Raw genomic sequence first — 18,019 nt, 5'->3', positions numbered from 1 at the left:
GGCTCAGCCCTCCGCCAGGGACTTCTGCCGGACGTGCGCGTTGAGCGCCACCAGCTCGGGGTGCGACCGGAGCACCGACACGACGGACCGCCAGTCCGTCCGGTCGCCGAGCAGTTCCACCAGTCCCTGCAGGGCCTGCAGGTCGTCGGCGGTGTCCAGGGTCACCCGCAGGTCGTTCGCGGCCGGGGCGACGACGATCCCGAGGCACCGGAACCGTTCGGGATCGGCGTAGAGGCCGGAGGTGACGTGGATCCGGTCGTGGCCGGTCGCGGTGGTCGCCAGGTCGCGCAGCGCGGCCACCGTCGCGAGCTCGACGTCGAGCCCGCGGGGCAGGGTGCGGACCAGGGTGCTGGCCACGTAGTCGTGCTCCGGCGCGTTCCGCCAGGTCGCGGCGACCAGGCCGATCAGCTCCGGATCGAGCAGCGGGCAGTCCGCGGTGAGCCGGACGACGGCGTCGCACGGGTGCTCGTCGGCGGCCCGCACGAAGCGGTCCAGGACGTCGTCCTCGGAACCGCGGACCACCCGGACGCCGAGCTCGGCGGCCCGGTCGGCGACGGCGTCGTCACCGGTGGCCGTCGACGTCGCGACCACGACCTCGTCGACCCCCGGCGCCGTGCGCGCCGCGGTGACCACCCGGTCGAGGACCGGGCGTCCGCCCAGGTCCCGCAACACCTTTCCGGGCAGGCGGGACGATCCCGTCCGCGCCTGGATGACCGCGTTGATCCGCACCTGCTCGCTACCTGCTTCGATTCGTCCGGATGAGCGCGTGCCATCATGCCGGGCGGGAGAAATACCGTGGATGTGGAGGCGTGATGTCGGTACTCAAGGGCTCGTCGGTCCTGGTCACGGGCGGGACGGGGTCCTTCGGCAAGGCGTTCGTGCGCGCCCTGCTGGACCGCTACGAACCGCGCCGTCTGGTCATCCTGTCCCGGGACGAGCTGAAGCAGTACGAGTGTCGCTCGCTGTTCGGCGACGACCCGCGGCTGCGCTGGTTCCTCGGTGACGTCCGCGACCAGCCCCGTCTGCGCCGTGCCATGCACGGCGTCGACTACGTGGTGCACGCCGCCGCGCTGAAGCAGGTCGACACCGCGGAGTACAACCCATTCGAGTTCATCCGGACCAACGTCGAGGGCTCGCAGAACGTGGTCGAGGCCGCGATCGACGCCGGGGTGAAGAAGGTCGTCGCGCTGTCGACGGACAAGGCGTCGTCGCCGATCAACCTGTACGGCGCCACCAAGCTGTGCGCGGACCGGCTGTTCGTGAGCGCGAACCACTACGCGGCCGCCTACGAGACCCGGTTCGCCGTGGTCCGCTACGGCAACGTGCTGGGCAGCCGCGGATCGGTCGTGCCGCTGTTCAAGAAGCTGGCCGCCGACGGGCAGTCGCTGCCGATCACCGACAAGCGGATGACCCGGTTCTGGATCACCCTGCCGGACGCCGTCCAGTTCGTGATCGACTCGTTCGACCGGATGCAGGGCGGCGAGCTCTACGTGCCGCGCATCCCGTCGATGCGGATGACGGACCTGGCCGAGGCCATCGCGCCCGGCGCCGCGACCCACGAGATCGGGATCCGGCCCGGCGAGAAGCTGCACGAGGAGATGATCGCCGCCGACGACTCGCGGCGGACCCTCAAGCTGGCCGACCGCTACGTCGTCGAGCCGTACATCGCCGGCTGGGGCTACACCTCGCCCGAGGGCGGCGAGCAGGTGCCCGATGGCGAGGCGTACCGCTCGGACACGAACGACCTGTGGCTGTCGCCCGAGCAGCTGCGCCAGATGGTCGAGGCCCTGGACTGAGCATGCTTCCCTACGGACGGCAGTCGATCTCCTCCGACGACGTCGAGGCCGTCACGGCGGTCCTCGGCACGGACTGGCTCACGACCGGCCCGGCGGTCACCCGGTTCGAGGACGACCTCGCGGCCGTCACCGGGCACCCGGCGGTGGCCGTCACCAGCGGCACGGCGGCGCTGCACGTCGCCTACGCCGCGGCGGGCGTCGGGCCCGGCCAGGACGTCGTCGTCGCACCGCTGACGTTCGTCGCGACGGCGTCGGCCGCGGCCCTGCACGGGGCGAACGTGATCTTCGCGGACGTCAGCGAGGACACCGGCAACCTCGACCCGGACGCGGCGAAGGCCGCGCTCACGCCGTCCACGACCGTCGTCGCGGGGGTGGACTACGCCGGTCACCCGATCGACGCCGGCCCGCTGCGGGAGATCGCGCACGGCGCGGGGGCCCTGCTGCTGGAGGACGCCGCGCACTCGGTCGGCGGGACCTGGCACGGCCGTCCGGTGGGCGACCTGGCGGACCTGACGACGCTGAGCTTCTTCCCCACGAAAAACCTCACGACGGCCGAGGGCGGCGCCGTCGTCTCGCCGCGGCCGTCGCTGGTGGAGGGCGCGCGGTCGTTCCGCAACCACGGGCTGGTCCGTGACAGGGAGCGGCAGCGGTTCCCGGACGAGGGCCCGTGGCACCAGGAGGTGCACGCCTTCGGCCTGAACTACCGGCTGCCGGACCTGCTGGCCGCGCTCGGGTCGTCGCAGCTGGGCCGGCTGGCGGCCTTCACCCGTCGCCGGGCCGAGATCCACGCCCGCTACGACGCGGCGCTGGCCGACGTCGCCGAGGTGCGCCTGCCGTCCCGGCGCGGCGGCGCCGACCCGGCCTGGCACCTCTACCCGCTGCGCGTGCTCGACGGCCGCCGCCGCGCGCTGTTCGAGCACCTGCGTGCGAACGGGATCGGGGTGCAGGTCAACTACGTCCCCGCCTACTGGCACCCGGTCTTCGCCGATCTCGGCTACCGCCGCGGGCTGTGCCCGAACGCGGAGACCTACTACTCGCAGCAGCTCTCGCTGCCGCTGTTCCCCGATCTCACCGACTCCGACGTGGACCGGGTGGCGGCCCTCGTACGGGGATTCTTCGGACACGGGGAATGACGTCCGTGGCCGGGAACGCGAGCAAGGACGTCCTCGGTCGCGGTTCCCTCTACACCCTCGGCAGCGTCGCGCCGATCCTGGCGAACGTGCTGGTCACCCCGGTGGTGACGCGCGTGCTCGGGCGCGAGGAGTACGGCATCGTCGCGATCGGCCTGATCCTCGTGCAGGTCGGCGCGATGGTCGCGGGCTTCGGGCTGGCGTCGTCGATCACCCGGCACGGCATCCTGGAGAAGTCCGGTGTGGACGGCGCGAGGGCGCTGGTGCTGCAGGGCAGCGCGCTGTCGACGCTGCTGGTCGTCGCCGCCGTGCTGGCCGGCCCGCTGTGGAGCGGGCCGGTGCTGTCGGTGCCCTGGCAGACCGGGCTGGCGTTCGCCGCGCTCGCCGCGGCCGGGTTCGCGATGGTGCTCAACGCGCAGGCGTTCCTGCGGGTGCAGGACCGTCCGGTGCCGTTCGTGGTCATGTCCGGGGTCGCGACCCTCGGCGGCCCGCTGCTCGGCTTCGCGATGGTGGTCTGGCGGGCCAGCGACGCCGACGACTACCTGTTCGGGCTGCTGCTCGGCTACCTCGCCGCCGGCCTGACCGGGATCGTGCTCGCGCTGCGCGACGGATGGCCGCGGACCGCGCGCGGTGACCTGCGGAAGGCGCTGAAGGTCGGCCTGCCCGCCGTCCCGCACCTGGTGGCGCTGCTGCTCGTGCAGAACGCCCTCGTCCTGATCGCGACCCGCTGGTTCGGCATCGACGACGGCGGCCGCATGCAGATCGCGCTGCTCCTCGGGTCGGCGCCCGCGATGATCGTCTCGGCGTTGAACAACGCGTGGGCGCCGGTGGTCTACCGGACCGACCCGGCCGAGCGGGGCGCGGCGCTGGAGCGCAGCGCCCGCGACGTCGCCGCCGTGACGGCGGCGCTGTCCGGCGGGGTGGCGCTGCTCGCCCCGTTCCTGCTGCAGATCCTCGCCCCGGCCGAGTTCGCCCCGGCCCAGCTGGTCCCGGTCGCCGCCGTCACCTCGATCGGCGCCGTCGTCTCGGTCGCCTACCTGGCGAACGTGCACCTCGTGTTCGCCTCCGGACGCAGCGGTGGGCTGGCCGTCGCGAGCCCGATCAGCCTGATGGTCGGCCTGGCCGCAGCGGTCGGGCTCGCGCAGACCGGGTCCCTGACGGCGGTCGCCGTCGGGTTCCCGCTGATCTACGTCGCGCTCGCCGTGGGGACGTCGCTGCTGCGCAGACGGGTGTCGGAGACCAGCTGGCGCGAGCAGGTGCTGCTCGGCCCGCTCGCCGCCGGGCTCGTCGTCTGCGGGGCCGGGGTGGTCCTGCCCGCCGACGGCGTGCTGTGGCTGTCGGTGCGGTTCGGGCTCGCCGCGCTGCTCGGTGTCGCGCTGCTGTGGATGGTGCGGCGGATCTTCACCCGCTGACCGGGCCGGCCCGGCGGGTGATCACGCGTCGAGCGGCTGCTCCGTCGCGATCGGGACCGGCAGTCCCTTCGGCAACGGCCGGGGGACCGCCGCGAGCGGGTTCTTCAGCCACAGCATGGGGCTGAACGAGACGAACCCGCCTGCCGTCATCGCATTCTGGCTGGCCTCGGAACGCTTCGTCAGGCCCAGGACCATCGCCGCTTTGTTGACGGGGGATGCGGCGTAGTACTGGAGACCCGGGCCGATGCTCGGCGTGCGCCCCCAGCCCAGCGCGTCTCTGAGGACATCCGGTTCCAGGAGGTGATGAGCACCGAGCTCACGGCGGGCGAGTTCCGTCGCGGCAGCGTCCGCCTCGGCGGCGCCGGTGACCGGACGGGACCCGTCGGCCGGGTCGGAGACATGGAACTCCGGCCAGCGGTCGCGGAGCATCGCGAGCGCCTCAGCGCCCTGGTGGCCGAACGTCAACGGGTCGCCCCAGACGGCGGCGGGAGTCCCGATCGCTGCGGCATACAGCACCGCGGTCGACAGCCGGTTCGACGAGACCCGGCTGGCGTGACCGATCAGGTGCATGATCCGCAGCAGGAAGTGGGGGTCGTCCCGGCGACCGGCGGTGACCAGGGTGTGTCCGGCCTCTGCCCACGCTGTCGTGATCTCGGGATCGGTCATGTCCTCGTGGTGCAGGCACACCGTCGAAGGACCATCGACCTTGGCGACCTGCCGTGCAAGGTCGGCGTGTGCGCCCGTCACCCGGACCAGACGGGTGCCGTGGAACGGGATGAAGACCGGCCCGAGCTGCGCCGAGGGCTCCCACCCGCCGCGGCGCAGCAGTCGCTCCAGATAGAGCAGTGGGGCGCCGATCGCGGTGGTCGTCCGGTCCTCGTCGGTAGGAGACCAGCCGCGGCAGTCGTGCGACCAGACCAGAAGGCGACGCTGGCGGGGGTCGGTGCCGACCTTCGGGAAGTCGGCGAAGTGTGCCGGCACCGGTGACGTCGCGGTCCAGCCGTGCTGCAGCAGGCCGGCGATGTGCCGGGGGCGGGGCAGGCCCGCGTACGCGGCGAGGACCGCCGAGTGGCCGTAGTAGTGGTTCTGGATGTCCAAGGCCGTGCTCCGGTCCGTCCTGCGTCGTATCGCTGAGGCCGGGCGATCCTAGCGATCAGGGCGATCGCTACCGTCGGGTGCGTGCCTGCCCCGACCGTCGACGTGATGCTCCCCTTCTACGGCGATCCGGAGCTGCTGCGCCGCGCGGTGCGCAGCGTCCAGGAGCAGAGCCGCGACGACTGGCGGCTCACCGTCGTCGACGACGGCTACCCCGACGACTCGATCGGGCCGTGGTTCGCCGGCCTCGGCGACGACCGGATCCGCTACCGCCGCAACCCGCAGCGGCTCGGTGCCCAGCCGAACAACCGGTACTGCATCGAGGCGGTCGAGCTGCCGTACTTCGTGATGATGGGTGCCGACGACCTGATGGCGCCCGACTACCTGGAGACCGTGCTCGCGCTGCACGACCGGTGGTCGCACGCGGCGGTCGTCCAGCCCGGGGTGGCGATCATGGACGAGTACGACGAGCCCGTCCGGCCGCTCGCCGACCGCGTGAAGGCGCTGCTCGCGCCGAAGGGCCACGGCCCGCGGCTGGTGACGGGGGAGGACCTCGTCGTCAGCCTGCTGCGCGGGAACTGGCTGTACAACCCGTCGCTGTGCTGGCGGACGTCGGCGCTGAAGGAGATCCCGCAGTCCGCCGACGTCTTCGACCTGGCCCTTCCGGTCGCGGTGATCGCGGACGGCGGGACGATGGTGATCGACGACCACGTCTGCTTCCGCTACCGGCGGCACCGCTCCAGCGACTCCGGATCGGGCGCGGCCGCGGGGAACCGGTTCGCGGAGGAGCGGCGCTACTTCCGGGCCGAGAGCGACCGGATGACGGCGCGGGGCTGGCCCCGGGCTGCGCGGGCTGCCCGGGCCCACGTCTCGTCGCGGCTCAACGCCGCTGTCCAGCTACCTCAGGCGTTCGCCCGGCGGGACGCAGCGGCGGTCCGGGAGCTGGGGAATCACCTGCTGACGTTCTGACCGGACAGCCGGTCGAGCCACCGGTCGTAGGTCTGATCGAACCGCGCGTCGGTATCCGCGTCGGCCTCTACGAGCCTGCGTTGTACCGCGCTACGGACCTGTTGGGCGACGTCACGGTCGGCATACACCTGCTCGAAGTAGGTGGGGCGCACGCGTACGACGGCCACGAGTTCGCGATCGCCCACGGCGCGGGGCAGGTCCGTAGCCCATGAGGTGGCGGGGAGTTCCGGGCCGGGGCCCGTGGCCACGATCACCGACGGTGCGTCTGCCAGCAGGACCTCGGTCGCACTCGCTCCGTGTCCGATCCGCTCGTCGTTCAGGCCGATGTAGTCGGTCGCGCGCCAGCCGGAGAAGTAGGGGATCGCACCGGCATCCGTCATCGCCACCGACCGGCGGGCCTCGGGGAGGCCGGCGTCGGCCAGGCCCTGGCCGATCGCGATGTGAGCCCGGCGAAGATCCTCGCCGTAGTTGACCATCGTGGGTCCGTCTCGGTGCAGGAACCCCGCAGTGCAGGTCCAGGCGACGGTGATGAGTGCCACGAAGACCGCGAGGCGGCGCCGTGCGATGCCGTCCAGCGTCCAGGCGGCACCCAGACAGAGCAGCGGGAGCCCGTGCCAGGCGAACCGCGACAGGTAGTCCATCGCCGGGGCCGTCAGAGCCGGTATGAGGTAGAGGGCAGCGCAGCTCGCGACGAGCAGGGCCGCCGGACCGGCGGTGGGCCGCCGTGTCAGTCCGGACACGGTGAGCAGGAGGAGCGGCAGCAAGAGGACGACTGTCGTCGTGGCCCAGCGCAGGTCCGTCGCCGCCTCGACCCCGACCTTGACGTAGAAGGTGTTCGGCAGGAGATGACCGAAGTACGTCCATCGCCACGCCGTGTAGGCCCCACCGACGACCGCTCCTCCGACGAGCCAGGCCCAGGTGCGGCGCTCGGCCCGCCGAAGGAATGCCCACACGAGCAGCGGGGGCGCGACGGCGAGGATCCCGTCCGGCCGCAGCATCCCGGCCACGAGCAGCAGAGCGGGCAGCTCCCACGACCGGATGTAGGCCGTCCGGTCGCGGAGCAGCCGGCAGACGAGGACGACCGACCGGAGGACCACCAATGCGAACGGCGCCGTCTCGAGACCGGCGTCCACGTGCACCCAGGTGGGCAGGAACAGCACGAACGCCCCGGCGGCGGCCGCCGCGCCGGTACGAGTCCTCGGCTCCGAGACGAGGATCCAGACGATCGCCCCTGCACACGCCGCAGCGGTGAGCTTGGAGACGACCGGCAGAGACGCCCCGGCCCACACCCACGGAACGTGCCAGAGCATCCAGAGGAAGTTGGTGTACCCCTCGACCGGGTTCTCACCGGGGTTCCAGGTCGGCCCGTGTCCGAGGGCGAGGTTCGCGGAGTAGCGGTAGGTGATGTAGGCGTCGTCCACGGTCACCGACCAGCAGGCCCACAATCCGACCGCCAGGGTGACGAGCGCAGCGGTCAGGAGGAGCAGGCGGGACCGTGGTGACGGTGAGGTCGCGTCGCGATCACGCTCGGCGCCCCGGCGGGATCTGCGCAGCATGCGCGCAGTCTCCCGGAACCCGGAGCACCTCGGGAGCGGACGCGGGCGGTGTCACATGCGGCTCGGCATGTCAGCCGACGAGGTGTCTGCCCAGGGCGCGGAGATCCGAGCGCCTGCGGTGGCGGAGCGCGACGGGTACGAGAGTCGCTGCGTTCAACCGTGACGTCAGGTGCCGGCGGGCGGCCCGTGCCGCCCGAGGCCACCCGCGGGCGTCCATCTCCCGCGCCATGGTGACGAAGAAGGCGCGTTCCTCGTCGAATCTGGTCCCGTTCATTGCCTTGATCGCCGAATCGCTGCCCGTGTGCCGGCGGTACTGGAAACAGGCCCGATCGTCGAGCACCATCGACCAGCCCCGGCCGAGGACGTCCATGATCATCGCCAGGTCCTGCACGACGTGCAGGTCGTCACGGAAACCGTAGTCGGGCACAGCCTCCCGGCGCCAGCAGAGCGAGGGGAAGTAGGTCCAGTTCGCACGGAGAAGGCTCGTGGCGAGTTCCTCGCCACCGAGGACGGTGCGGCCACGGTGGCGTGGTCGGTAGAACGTCTTGATCCGATCCGCCAGCGGCTGCACGTCGCGCCCTGACCCGTCGATGACGGTGACGCCCGGCTGGACCACTCCCGCGTCCGGTGCGGCCTCGATCGCCGAGGTCACGACGTCGACGTAGTCCGGCGACATGACGTCGTCCGCGCCCATGACGGTGAACCACTCGTTGCCGACGTGCGACAGGCAGCGTTGGTAGCTGGCATTCGCCCCGAGGTTCACCTCGTTCCGCAGGCAGCGGATCCGGGAGTCACCGATCTCGGTGATCCACCGGCAGGCTTCGAGGTCGGGGTAGTGGTCGTCGAGTACGAGCAGCGTCCACCGTGGGTTCTTCTGGGCACGGACGCTGTCCACGGCGAGCCGGAGCAGGCGCGCGTCGCCGTAGAAGGGCAGCAGGATGTCGAGCGTCATCGGTCAATCTCCTCGCCACTTCGCGATTCCCTGTCCCGAGCAACGAGGTGCGCTATGAGCAGGTTGCGGCAGAATGACGAGAATCTGGGTTTCACCTGTTCGAGTCGATCCGGCCCGCACCGATGAGTCCCGGTGCGCAGCGCGGTCGTACCGGCATGAGCACCGACACCCAGGCACCCACCACCGTCACGAACATCGGCGTCGCCATGTTCACCGTCGCCGACCAGGACGCCGCGCTGGCGTTCTACACGCAGAAGCTCGGCTGGGAGGTCCGCGGCGACTCCCGGTTCGGCGAGAACGGCGAGTACCGCTGGCTCGAGGTCGCCCCGCCCGGCTCGACCGCGCGGCTCGCGCTGAACCCGCCGATGTACGGCGAGCCGGGCGGCAGCGCGATCGGCGTCGAGACCGCGGACCTGGCGGCCGAGCACGCCCGGCTGTCGGCGGTCGGCGTCGCCGACATGGAGCCGATGCCCACCGACGACACCCCGGGCGCCCCGAAGCTGTTCATGCTCCGCGACCCGGACGGCAACGTCGTCACCGTGGTGCAGGTGTAGCGGTCCGCACCAGCACCGCGTACGGCCCGACGTCCCGCCGCTGCCACGCGGGGTCGTCGAACAGTTGCGGGCCGAACGTCGCGGGCGGGGCGCCGGAGCTCGGGTCGGGGAACCGGTCCTCGGTCGTCGGCAGCTGAAGGAGGCCGTCCGCGGTCCGGGAGAACACGAACACCGACGGGGCGCGGGCCGGTCCGCGGTCCAGCGCGGCCAGCAGCTCCACCGGGCCGGCGGCGGCCGACCAGCGGCGGAGCTCGTCGGTGCGTTCCGGGTAGTTCCCCAACGGGTTCGCGTACTGGGCGCCGGACGCCTGGAACGAGAAGTACGGGTGGTAGGTCAGCAGCGCGGGGTTCGCGCTCGCGACGACGACCTCCCGCTCCGGAAGCCCGGTCAGCCCGTCGATCGTGCCGCGGAGCTCGCCGAGCCAGGCGTTCGGCTCGTCCGGGTTCCGGGAGCCGTCGGGCTTCGTGCCGTCGGGCCGGTAGTCCTGGGCGGAGCCTGCCCACTCGTACGTCTCCGGGACGGTCTGGACCTGCGCGACGACGGCGACCGCCGCGAGCACGGTGACCACGGCGGTGCCCGCCCGGCGGGCGGACGCGTCGCGGCCCCACCGCCGCAGCAGCCCGAGGAGGTCGGCGGCCGCCCACACCGCCCCGGACGCCAGCGCGGCCGTCATGATCGGCTCGATCCGGAACGCCAGGAGCGTCGTCCCCGCGGCCAGCGCCAGCGTCGACAGGAGGTACCAGAGGTACCCGCAGGCCGCCGTCGCCCCGAGGGCGCGGGCGACCGGGGAGCGGCCGGCCGCGGCGACGATCCACACCGTCCCGGCCAGGCACAGCCCGCCCAGCGCGGTCGGTTCGAGCATCGGCACCGGCCAGCGCGACCCGGCCTCGGCGAGGAAGTGCTGACCCGCGCTGTAGGTCGGTTCCCCGGCCGCGGCGACGAGGTAGGGCAGCCAGTGCAGCAGTGTCAGGGGCAGCGCCGCGAGGAGCACGACGCCGACCGTCCCCAGCAGCGGCAGCGGGCGCGCGGTGCGGGTCACCAGGCCGGCGACCGCGAGCACGGTCAGCACGAGCCCGGCGAACACCAGGATCTGGGTGTGCGTGACGGCCGCGACCCCGAGCACCAGCCCGACCAGCACCGCCGTCCGGACCCACGGCCCGCCGTCGCGGCGGCGCACCAGCCGCAGGCCGAGGACCGCGAGCGGCGGGACGAGCGCACCGGTCAGCCACGAGTACGGCGTGTACGCGGCCAGTGTCGCGAGCCCGGCCAGCGTCGTCGCGACGGCGGCGCCCAGCGCGCGGCGCCGCGTCGTCACCAGCGCCCACAGCGCGAACGCCAGGCCCGCCGTCACGGCCAGCGTCGCGATCGAGAACGCCTTGTGGAACTGCCACGCCTCCACACCGAGCAGCGCGGCGGCGCGGCCGCCCACCCAGAACCACGCCGCCGGGTAGTACGGCGGCATGTCGGCGTAGGCGAAGTCGGCGAGCCGGGCGGAGTCGGCGAACCGGGTCAGGAACTGCACCCGGAACTGCTGGTCGCCGGACACCCCGAACAGGTAGTGCGGGGTGTTCGCGAGGAACAGCGCCAGCGGCACCGACGGGAGCGCCGCGAGGCCCGCCCAGGTCAGCGGCGCGGCGAGCAGCGGGCGCGCGGTCCGGGCCGCCAGGACGAGGACGAGCGCGACCACCGCGCCGCCGGACGCGGTCAGCGCCAGCCCGACGTTCGACGACGCCGGGATCGACAGCCCGTCCACCGCGGCGAGCACGGCCACGGTCACGGCGACCGCGACCACCGGCCCGACGACCAGGTCCGCGAGCGCCGCCGGACGGCGGGTGGAGCGCGGCCGCCCGGAGCCGGCCGGCCCCCGGTGCACGGCGGCCGGCCACGGTCGCGAGCCGTCCACCGCGGCCGGGCCGCCGCCGTCGTACACGGGGCTCAGGCCGGCTTCTTCACGGCGACGACGAGGAACGCCTTCGAGATCGCCCACAGCGCCGGGAACCGGCGCAGCGCCGACACCCCCGCCGAGTACAGCGCCGAGCCACCGCCCTCGGCGAGGCTGACGTCGCCGGGCACGGTGAACCGGGCGTCGAGCTCGGGGCGCCGGGCCAGCAGCTTCCGCATCCGCAGGTATCCGGGCGCGTAGCTGGCGTCGGTGTAGTCCTGGCCGCGGCCGGACAGGCGCAGGTACCGGTTCGCGAGCGGCAGCGGCAGCCAGGCCAGGAACGGCAGCGAGTAGTGCGCCTCGATCGGCCACCAGCGGTTCGGCACCAGGATGTAGGCGACCCCGCCGGGGCGCAGGCAGGACGCGATCCGCTCCAGCGCGTCCGGCTGGTCGTCGAGGTGCTCCAGCACGTTGTCGAGGACGGCGACGTCGAACGCGCCGGCGTCCTCGCCGTGCCCGAACTCGCCGATGCCCTGCACGCGGAAGGTGAAGTTGTCGGCGCCGCCCTCCTCGGCCAGCGTCGTCGCCTCGGCGGCCAGCGCGGCGTTCGGCTCGATCCCGACCACCTCGCGGCACATCCCGGCCAGCTCGAGCGCGGTGTAGCCGTAGCCGCAACCCAGGTCGGCCACGCGGCACTCGGCGAACGGCCGGTCCAGGAACGGTCCGGTGGTGATCGCGATCTGCCGGGCGAAGCCGGTGGCGAGCCGTCGCCGTTCGACCATGCGCAGCGAGCGCTCGTACTCGGGGAGGTCGGTGTGCTCGCTCGGGTCCACGGCGGGGAACTCTTCCGTTCGTACGGTCGGGGGGCGACTCACCGTACGAGAGTCACCGCTGCGGGACGGGCACGGGGACGGGCGGCTCCGCCGGGACCATCGCCTGCGGCGCGGGCTCGTCCGGGGCCGCCGGGTCGCAGGCGGTCAGCCGCCACAGCTCCTGCCCGCCGCCCTCGGCGACGAGCTCGAACCCGGGGACCGGTGCGATGTCGTGCAGCCCCGGGTACCAGCGCGCGCCGCCGTGCGAGGGCCAGAACGTGATCGGGCCGCTGATCACCCAGCCGACGCGGGTCGCCGCGGCGGCCTCGCACACCGCGGGATCGGTGGCGGCGTCGCGCAGGCGGGTCGCGACGAGGCTCTGCTCCGGGGTCCAGTTCCCGATCAGGTGCGGGAACAGCACCTCGCGGCCCGCGATCGGGTAGAGCAGCGAGTTGCCGGTGAACGGGTCCGCGGCGACCACGTCGTCCGGCGGGACCAGCGCGGCGACCTCGGTGAAGAACTCCCGCTGGCCCGGTTCGAGCAGGACGTCCGACGAGTCCTGGTAGGTGCCCGCGAGGACGAGCGCGTGGACCCCGACCCGCAGGCCGCCGTACCCGGCGACGAGCGCCAGGGTGCAGGCAAGGACCAGCGCGGCGGGCGCCCCCCGGCGTCGCACGACGGGAGCGACCGGGCCGGGGGCGCGCAGCAGCACCCGGCGCAGCAGGCCGGCCACGGTGACGACACCGATCACGGCGAGCGGGACGCCGGTCACCGGCACCATCGCGGCCAGCCGGTACGAGTCGTTGTACCAGGCACCGGTCAACCCGGCCGTGAGGTCGCCCTCCTGGGAGGCGGCCAGCACGTAGAGGAACCCGGACGCGGCGTGCGCCGGTACCAGCCACGACGTCGCGACCCGGCGGAACGACACGACCGCCCCGACGAGGACGAGCGCCGCGACCGGCCAGAGCGGCGGCCGGGTGTTGGTCGAGAGCAGCAGGACCTGGGCGATCGCCTCGGGCGTGCTGGTGAACGCGGGCCAGTCGAAGTTGCGGACCCCGGCGAGCAGCGGGGACGCCACCATCAGCCACCCGACGACGGCCACCCCGCCGACGGTCACCAGCAGCCCGGCCACCGGCTGCCAGAACCGCCGCGTCAGGAGGCGGTGCCGGGCCAGCCGGACCAGCCCCCACAGGATCGGGAACACCCCGAGCACGGCCAGGCTGAACACCGCGTTCGGGTGGGAGAGCGCCAGCGCGGGCAGGGCCGCGACCCCGAGCGCGACGGCGCCCGCGCGGGGGAGCGCAGGCTCCCGCACGGTCCCGGCCAGTACCGCGACCGCGGCCAGGGCGGCGGGCAGCAGCGCGACGCCGAGGAGGTTGGGCCACAGCACCCCGAAGGACATGAGCGCCCACGGGAAGCCGGTGAACGCCGTCGCGAGCACCGGTGCGGCGAACGCGGCACCGGCCGAGCGGCCGAGGACCTGCCGGGTCAGCAGCAGCGCGGACAGCGGGAAGACCAGCGCGGCGACCGACCAGGACGCCACGTTGGTGGCCACCGGCACCCCGGCCCCGGCCGTCATCGCGGCCAGCGAGACCAGGTCGTGCCACGCGCCCGGGTAGAACGCCGTCGGCGAGCCCGGGCTGGTGAGGGTGCCGAGGGTGAGCGACGACGCGTCGTGCGTCGCGAGGATGTGGGCGACGGCGCTGTAGTGGAAGACGGCGTCGTAGGTCGACGACAGCTGGTCCACCGGCCCGAAGCCGAGCACCACCGTCAGCCAGGCCAGCGCGGCCGCGAGCAGCGTCCCGGCGGTGGCGAGGAGGCCTGCCCGCCGGCCGTCGGCCCCCTCCCGCTGGGCGGAGGTGCGCCAGGTCTGCGGCAGCGCCGTCGTCAGGGGTTCGGGGCCCTGGGCGAACATCCCGCGGGGGGTGCGCAGCCGGACGAACGTGGTGCGCAGCCGTCTGCCCGGCTCCCAGCCGCGCAGCGCGGAGCGCCATCCCCGGTGCAGCGGGCTGCCGGCCGGACGGCGGGCTACGAACGCGCGCAGGAGCCCGGCCGGGACCGCGACCAGGACGGCGGCGACCGACGGCACCCACGGGCTCCACGGCACACCCAGCGCGGTCCCGGCGACGGCGGACGTCGCGATCAGGGCCACCGACACCAGCGGGGCCGCGCCCCAGGCCGTGATCCCGCGGAGCCCGCCGACGCGGGTGACCAGCAGTCCCGGTACGACCACCCAGAACGCCGCGGCGAGCGCCACGGGTACCGCGGACAGCCAGGTGGGTGTGCCCATCGGGCGGGCGCTCCTCTCCCGGGAGCGAGCGCCCCGGATCCGTCGTCGGTCACCGCGCGGCCAGCCGGCGCCGGACGGTGGGCGCGCCGGAGATTACCGCTCGGACACCACCGGGCGCGGGACGCCTCTCCGGCGCCGAGGAGTGATCAGGATCCGACGATCCGCCCCGCGTCGCACGCCGTGATCCGCCAGAGCGCGTTGTCGCCGTCCTCGGCGAGGAGCTCGAAACCGTCGGCGTCGGCGAGGTCGTCGAGCCCCGGCCAGTTCTCCGCGAGCGGGTCCGGCTGCCAGAACGTGGGCGGCGCGGTGACGACGTACCCGACGCCGGTCTCGGCGACGGCCGCGCACACCGAGGGGTCGTTCGCGGCGTCCCGCAGCCGCTCCGCGATCAGCTGCTGGTCCGGTGACCACACCCCGGTCAGGTGCGGGAACAGCACCTTCCGGTCGGTCAGCGGCCACAGCATCGCGGTACCGGCCCACGGGTTCTGCGCGACGACGGCGTCGGCGGGCAGCAGCTCACCGGCGTAGCGCAGGAACTGCGCCTGCTCCGGGCCGACCAGCACCTGCTCCGGGGTCTGGTAGATGCCGGCGAGCTGGTCGATGTGCGAGCGCTGGTACAGCCCGCCCGAGGTCGCGACGACGGCCAGTACCCCGACCGCCACCAGCACCGCGGCCCGCGGCCGCGGCCACGACTCGACGGCGGGCGCGGCCCGGGTGAGCGCGTCGCGCACGAGGCAGGCCACCCGGCGGACCAGCGAGCACAGCGCGACCAGGCCGAGCGCGGCCAGCGGTGCGGCCGTCACCGGGACGAGTGCGGCGATCCGGGGCGCGTCGTTGTACCAGACCCCGGTCCAGATCGAGGACCACGAGCTGGCCCCGACGACGTAGAGGGCGCAGACGAGCACGTGCGCGGGCACCAGCCACGACGTCCGCGCGCGGCGCAGCGCGACCACGGCGCCGGCGAGCGTCAGCACCGCGATCGACCACGCGGGGTCGTTGCCGTTCGGGCTGTGCAGCACCGCGTTGCCGATCGCCCCGGCGACGGTGACCTGCGGCTCCCAGTAGTAGCCGCGGATGCCGTCGAGCACCGGCGAGACGAACATGAACCAGGCCAGCACCCCGCCGACGCCCGCGACGGCCGGCACCGCCGCCAGCGCCCGCACGGTCTGCCACCGGCCGGCGCGGAGGCCCCGGCGGATCGCGCCGGTCACCCCCCACAGCACCGGCGGCGCGGCGACGACGACGGCGCCGAACAGCGCGTTCGGGTGCGCGAGGCCCAGCGCGAGCACGCCGACGACGACCGGGAACCAGCGCGCCACCCGTCCCGGCGGGTACGGGCCGGGCCGGGCCGGGCTGACCGGGTCGGGCCCGAGACCGGGCCGCGCGGCCAGCGCGACGGCGGCGAGCGCGGCCGGGACCAGGGCCACCCCGAGCAGGTTGGGCCACAGCGCGCCGTAGGTGACCAGGGTCCACGGGAACGCGATGAAGCCCAGCGCCAGCACCGGCGCCGCGAGCGCGGCACCGGCCGAGCGGCCGGTCAGCGTCCGCACCAGCAGCAGCACCGACAGGGGCCAGACGAGCAGGGTCGTCACCAGCGCGACGACGTTGGAGGCGACGACGATCTCGCCGGGTCCGGGGGTCAGCGGTGCCACCAGCGAGACGACGCCGTGCCACGCCGACGGGTAGAAGCCGGGCGAGTTCACCAGGCCGCCGACGGTCAGCGAGGACGCGTCGGCGGTGTTGAGGATCCGGGCGACGGCGTTGTAGTGGAAGTTCGCGTCGAACGTCTGGGACAGCGCGTCCGGGCGGTCCATCCCGCGGATCGCGGCCCGGAAGCCGAGCGCCCAGGCGATGACCATCCCGCCGAGTGCGGCCAGGCCGGTCCAGCGGCGGTCCGGCCCGCCCTGCCGCAGCGAGGCCCACGCCTGCGCGGTGCGGGCCCGGGCGAGCGCGGGCCCCGGCACCAGCGGACGCCCGAGCACCAGCCGCCGGGCGCCGACGACCACCAGCGCGAACACGCACGCCGCGGCGACCGGCACGGCACCGCTCCACGGGACGCCCACCATGCTCCCGGCGACCGCGGAGCCGGCGATCAGGCCGACCGACAACAGCGGGGCCGCGCCCCACACGGCGATGCCGCGCAACCCCGCGGCGACGCCCACCAACAGGCCCGGCAGCGTCAGCCAGGCGGCGGCGAGCACCACGAGGGGGACGGCGGACAGCCAGCTCACGACAGGTCCGCCTCCTTTACCGAACGGGATGACACGAGCGGGGGCGCCTGATTCGTCCGCTTCCGCGGCCCGTCTGCGAGGATACCGAAGCCGCCCGGTGCCCCCGATCACGCCTGTCCTACCCTCGGGTGCCGTGAGCCTCGACGGGTACGACCTCGCCAGCTACGACCTGATCGTCGTCGGGTCCGGGTTCTTCGGGCTGACCGTGGCGGAGCGGGTGGCCGACGGCCTCGGCAAGCGCGTCCTGGTCCTGGAGCGCCGCGACCACATCGGCGGCAACGCCTACTCCGAGCCCGAGCCGGAGACCGGCATCGAGATCCACCGGTACGGCGCGCACCTGTTCCACACCTCGAACGAGCGGGTGTGGGAGTACGTGAACCGCTTCACCGCGTTCACGAACTACCAGCACCGGGTCTTCGCCCGGGTCGGCGAGCAGGTCTACGCGTTCCCGATGAACCTCGCGCTGATCAACCAGTTCTTCGGGAAGGCGCACACGCCCGACGAGGCGCGCACGCTGATCGCCGACCAGTCGTCCGAGGTGGACACGAAGCAGGCGGCGAACCTGGAGGAGAAGGCGATCTCGCTGGTCGGGCGCCCGCTCTACGAGGCGTTCGTCAAGGGCTACACCGCCAAGCAGTGGCAGACCGACCCGACCGAGCTGGACGCGTCGATCATCACCCGGCTCCCGGTGCGCTACACCTACGACAACCGGTACTTCAACGACACCCACGAGGGTCTGCCGGTCGACGGCTACACCGCCTGGCTGGAGCGGATGGCCGACCACGAGAACATCGACGTCGTGCTGGACACCGACTTCTTCGAGGTCCGCGACGCGCTGCCGGCGGGAACCCCGGTCCTCTACACCGGGCCGCTGGACCGCTACTTCGACCACGCCGAGGGCGAGCTCGGCTGGCGCACCCTGGACTTCGAGATGTCGGTCGAGCCGACCGGCGACTTCCAGGGCACCTCGGTGATCAACTACAACGACGCCGACGTCCCCTTCACCCGGATCCTCGAGTTCCGGCACATGCACCCCGAGCGGGACTACCCGAAGGACCGGACGGTGATCGTGCGCGAGTACTCGCGCTTCGCCGAGTCCGGGGACGAGCCGTACTACCCGATCAACACGCCGGACGACCGCGCCAAGCTGGAGCGCTACCGCGAGCTCGCCCGCAAGGAGACCGCGAACCGGAACGTGCTGTTCGGTGGCCGGCTGGGCACCTACAAGTACCTCGACATGCACATGGCCATCGGGTCGGCGCTGACCATGTTCGAGAACCGGCTGGTCCCGCACTTCACCGAGGGGCGCCCGCTCTCGGGCACCGAGTCGGAGGACTGAT

At 73.4% G+C, this 18,019-nt stretch carries 14 protein-coding genes; 6 read left to right on the top strand and 8 right to left on the bottom strand.

All coding sequences use genetic code 11. The annotated features are described in order from the left end of the window. Positions 1-3: 3 nt before the first annotated feature. Positions 4-729 (bottom strand): cytidylyltransferase domain-containing protein, encoded by a 726-nt coding sequence (locus tag PP1_RS16105; RefSeq protein WP_010232775.1) that lies wholly within the window; start codon positions 727-729, stop codon positions 4-6. An 83-nt stretch (positions 730-812) separates the two neighbouring features. On the opposite strand from PP1_RS16105, the gene pseB reads away from it, so the two are divergent. From pseB to PP1_RS16090, 3 genes are read left to right on the top strand one after another with little or no spacing between them, the layout of a single operon-like run. Beyond that, a complete protein-coding gene (pseB, locus tag PP1_RS16100) occupies positions 813-1,796 on the top strand; it encodes a UDP-N-acetylglucosamine 4,6-dehydratase (inverting) (protein ID WP_029239670.1) in 984 nt (327 codons plus the stop codon). A 2-nt stretch (positions 1,797-1,798) separates the two neighbouring features. Then, entirely contained in the window at positions 1,799-2,929 is a 1,131-nt protein-coding gene (locus PP1_RS16095) for a DegT/DnrJ/EryC1/StrS family aminotransferase (RefSeq protein ID WP_010232778.1), read from the top strand. Further along, positions 2,926-4,338, top strand: a complete 1,413-nt coding sequence (locus PP1_RS16090) for a lipopolysaccharide biosynthesis protein (RefSeq protein WP_010232780.1) — start codon at positions 2,926-2,928, stop codon at positions 4,336-4,338. The genes PP1_RS16095 and PP1_RS16090 overlap by 4 nt, the downstream gene beginning before the upstream one ends. Positions 4,339-4,359: 21 nt before the next feature. Here PP1_RS16090 and PP1_RS16085 read toward each other — a convergent pair whose 3' ends face one another. Further along, positions 4,360-5,436, bottom strand: coding sequence for a hypothetical protein (locus tag PP1_RS16085; RefSeq protein ID WP_010232782.1), 1,077 nt, complete (start codon positions 5,434-5,436; stop codon positions 4,360-4,362). Between the two features lie 81 nt (positions 5,437-5,517). On the opposite strand from PP1_RS16085, the gene PP1_RS16080 reads away from it, so the two are divergent. Beyond that, the gene (locus PP1_RS16080; protein ID WP_202796401.1) at positions 5,518-6,402 is read left to right on the top strand and encodes a glycosyltransferase family 2 protein; all 885 of its coding nucleotides are present in this window, start codon (positions 5,518-5,520) and stop codon (positions 6,400-6,402) included. On the opposite strand, the gene PP1_RS16075 is transcribed toward PP1_RS16080, so the two are convergent. Both PP1_RS16075 and PP1_RS16070 read right to left on the bottom strand, forming a co-directional pair. Beyond that, positions 6,384-7,958, bottom strand: coding sequence for a hypothetical protein (locus tag PP1_RS16075; RefSeq protein ID WP_010232785.1), 1,575 nt, complete (start codon positions 7,956-7,958; stop codon positions 6,384-6,386). The two genes, PP1_RS16080 and PP1_RS16075, sit on opposite strands and share 19 nt — an antisense overlap. A 70-nt stretch (positions 7,959-8,028) precedes the next feature. After that, on the bottom strand, positions 8,029-8,910 hold the full coding sequence (locus PP1_RS16070; RefSeq protein WP_010232786.1) for a glycosyltransferase family 2 protein: 882 nt from the start codon (positions 8,908-8,910) through the stop codon (positions 8,029-8,031). Between the two features lie 155 nt (positions 8,911-9,065). Between PP1_RS16070 and PP1_RS16065 the strand changes: the two genes are divergently transcribed. After that, positions 9,066-9,464, top strand: a complete 399-nt coding sequence (locus tag PP1_RS16065) for a VOC family protein (protein WP_010232788.1) — start codon at positions 9,066-9,068, stop codon at positions 9,462-9,464. Here PP1_RS16065 and PP1_RS16060 read toward each other — a convergent pair. From PP1_RS16060 to PP1_RS16045, 4 genes are all read right to left on the bottom strand, one after another. Beyond that, on the bottom strand, positions 9,445-11,394 hold the full coding sequence (locus PP1_RS16060; protein WP_075313897.1) for an arabinofuranosyltransferase: 1,950 nt from the start codon (positions 11,392-11,394) through the stop codon (positions 9,445-9,447). The genes PP1_RS16065 and PP1_RS16060 overlap by 20 nt on opposite strands. 5 nt (positions 11,395-11,399) lie before the next feature. Further along, the gene (locus PP1_RS16055) at positions 11,400-12,179 is read right to left on the bottom strand and encodes a class I SAM-dependent methyltransferase (protein WP_010241715.1); all 780 of its coding nucleotides are present in this window, start codon (positions 12,177-12,179) and stop codon (positions 11,400-11,402) included. A 52-nt stretch (positions 12,180-12,231) separates the two neighbouring features. Next, a complete protein-coding gene (locus PP1_RS16050) occupies positions 12,232-14,448 on the bottom strand; it encodes a DUF6541 family protein (RefSeq protein WP_010241716.1) in 2,217 nt (738 codons plus the stop codon). A gap of 146 nt (positions 14,449-14,594) precedes the next feature. Then, a complete protein-coding gene (locus PP1_RS16045; RefSeq protein ID WP_075313898.1) occupies positions 14,595-16,679 on the bottom strand; it encodes a DUF6541 family protein in 2,085 nt (694 codons plus the stop codon). Between the two features lie 133 nt (positions 16,680-16,812). Between PP1_RS16045 and glf the strand changes: the two genes are divergently transcribed. Further along, on the top strand, positions 16,813-18,018 hold the full coding sequence (gene glf / locus PP1_RS16040) for a UDP-galactopyranose mutase (RefSeq protein WP_010232746.1): 1,206 nt from the start codon (positions 16,813-16,815) through the stop codon (positions 18,016-18,018). Position 18,019: the final 1 nt, after the last annotated feature.

Origin of the sequence: Pseudonocardia sp. P1, from assembly GCF_000178675.2 — a bacterium.
Taxonomy (GTDB): Bacteria; Actinomycetota; Actinomycetes; order Mycobacteriales; family Pseudonocardiaceae; genus Pseudonocardia.
The sequence above is the reverse complement of the archived record's forward strand: the minus strand, read 5'-3'. Positions and strand labels throughout refer to the sequence as shown.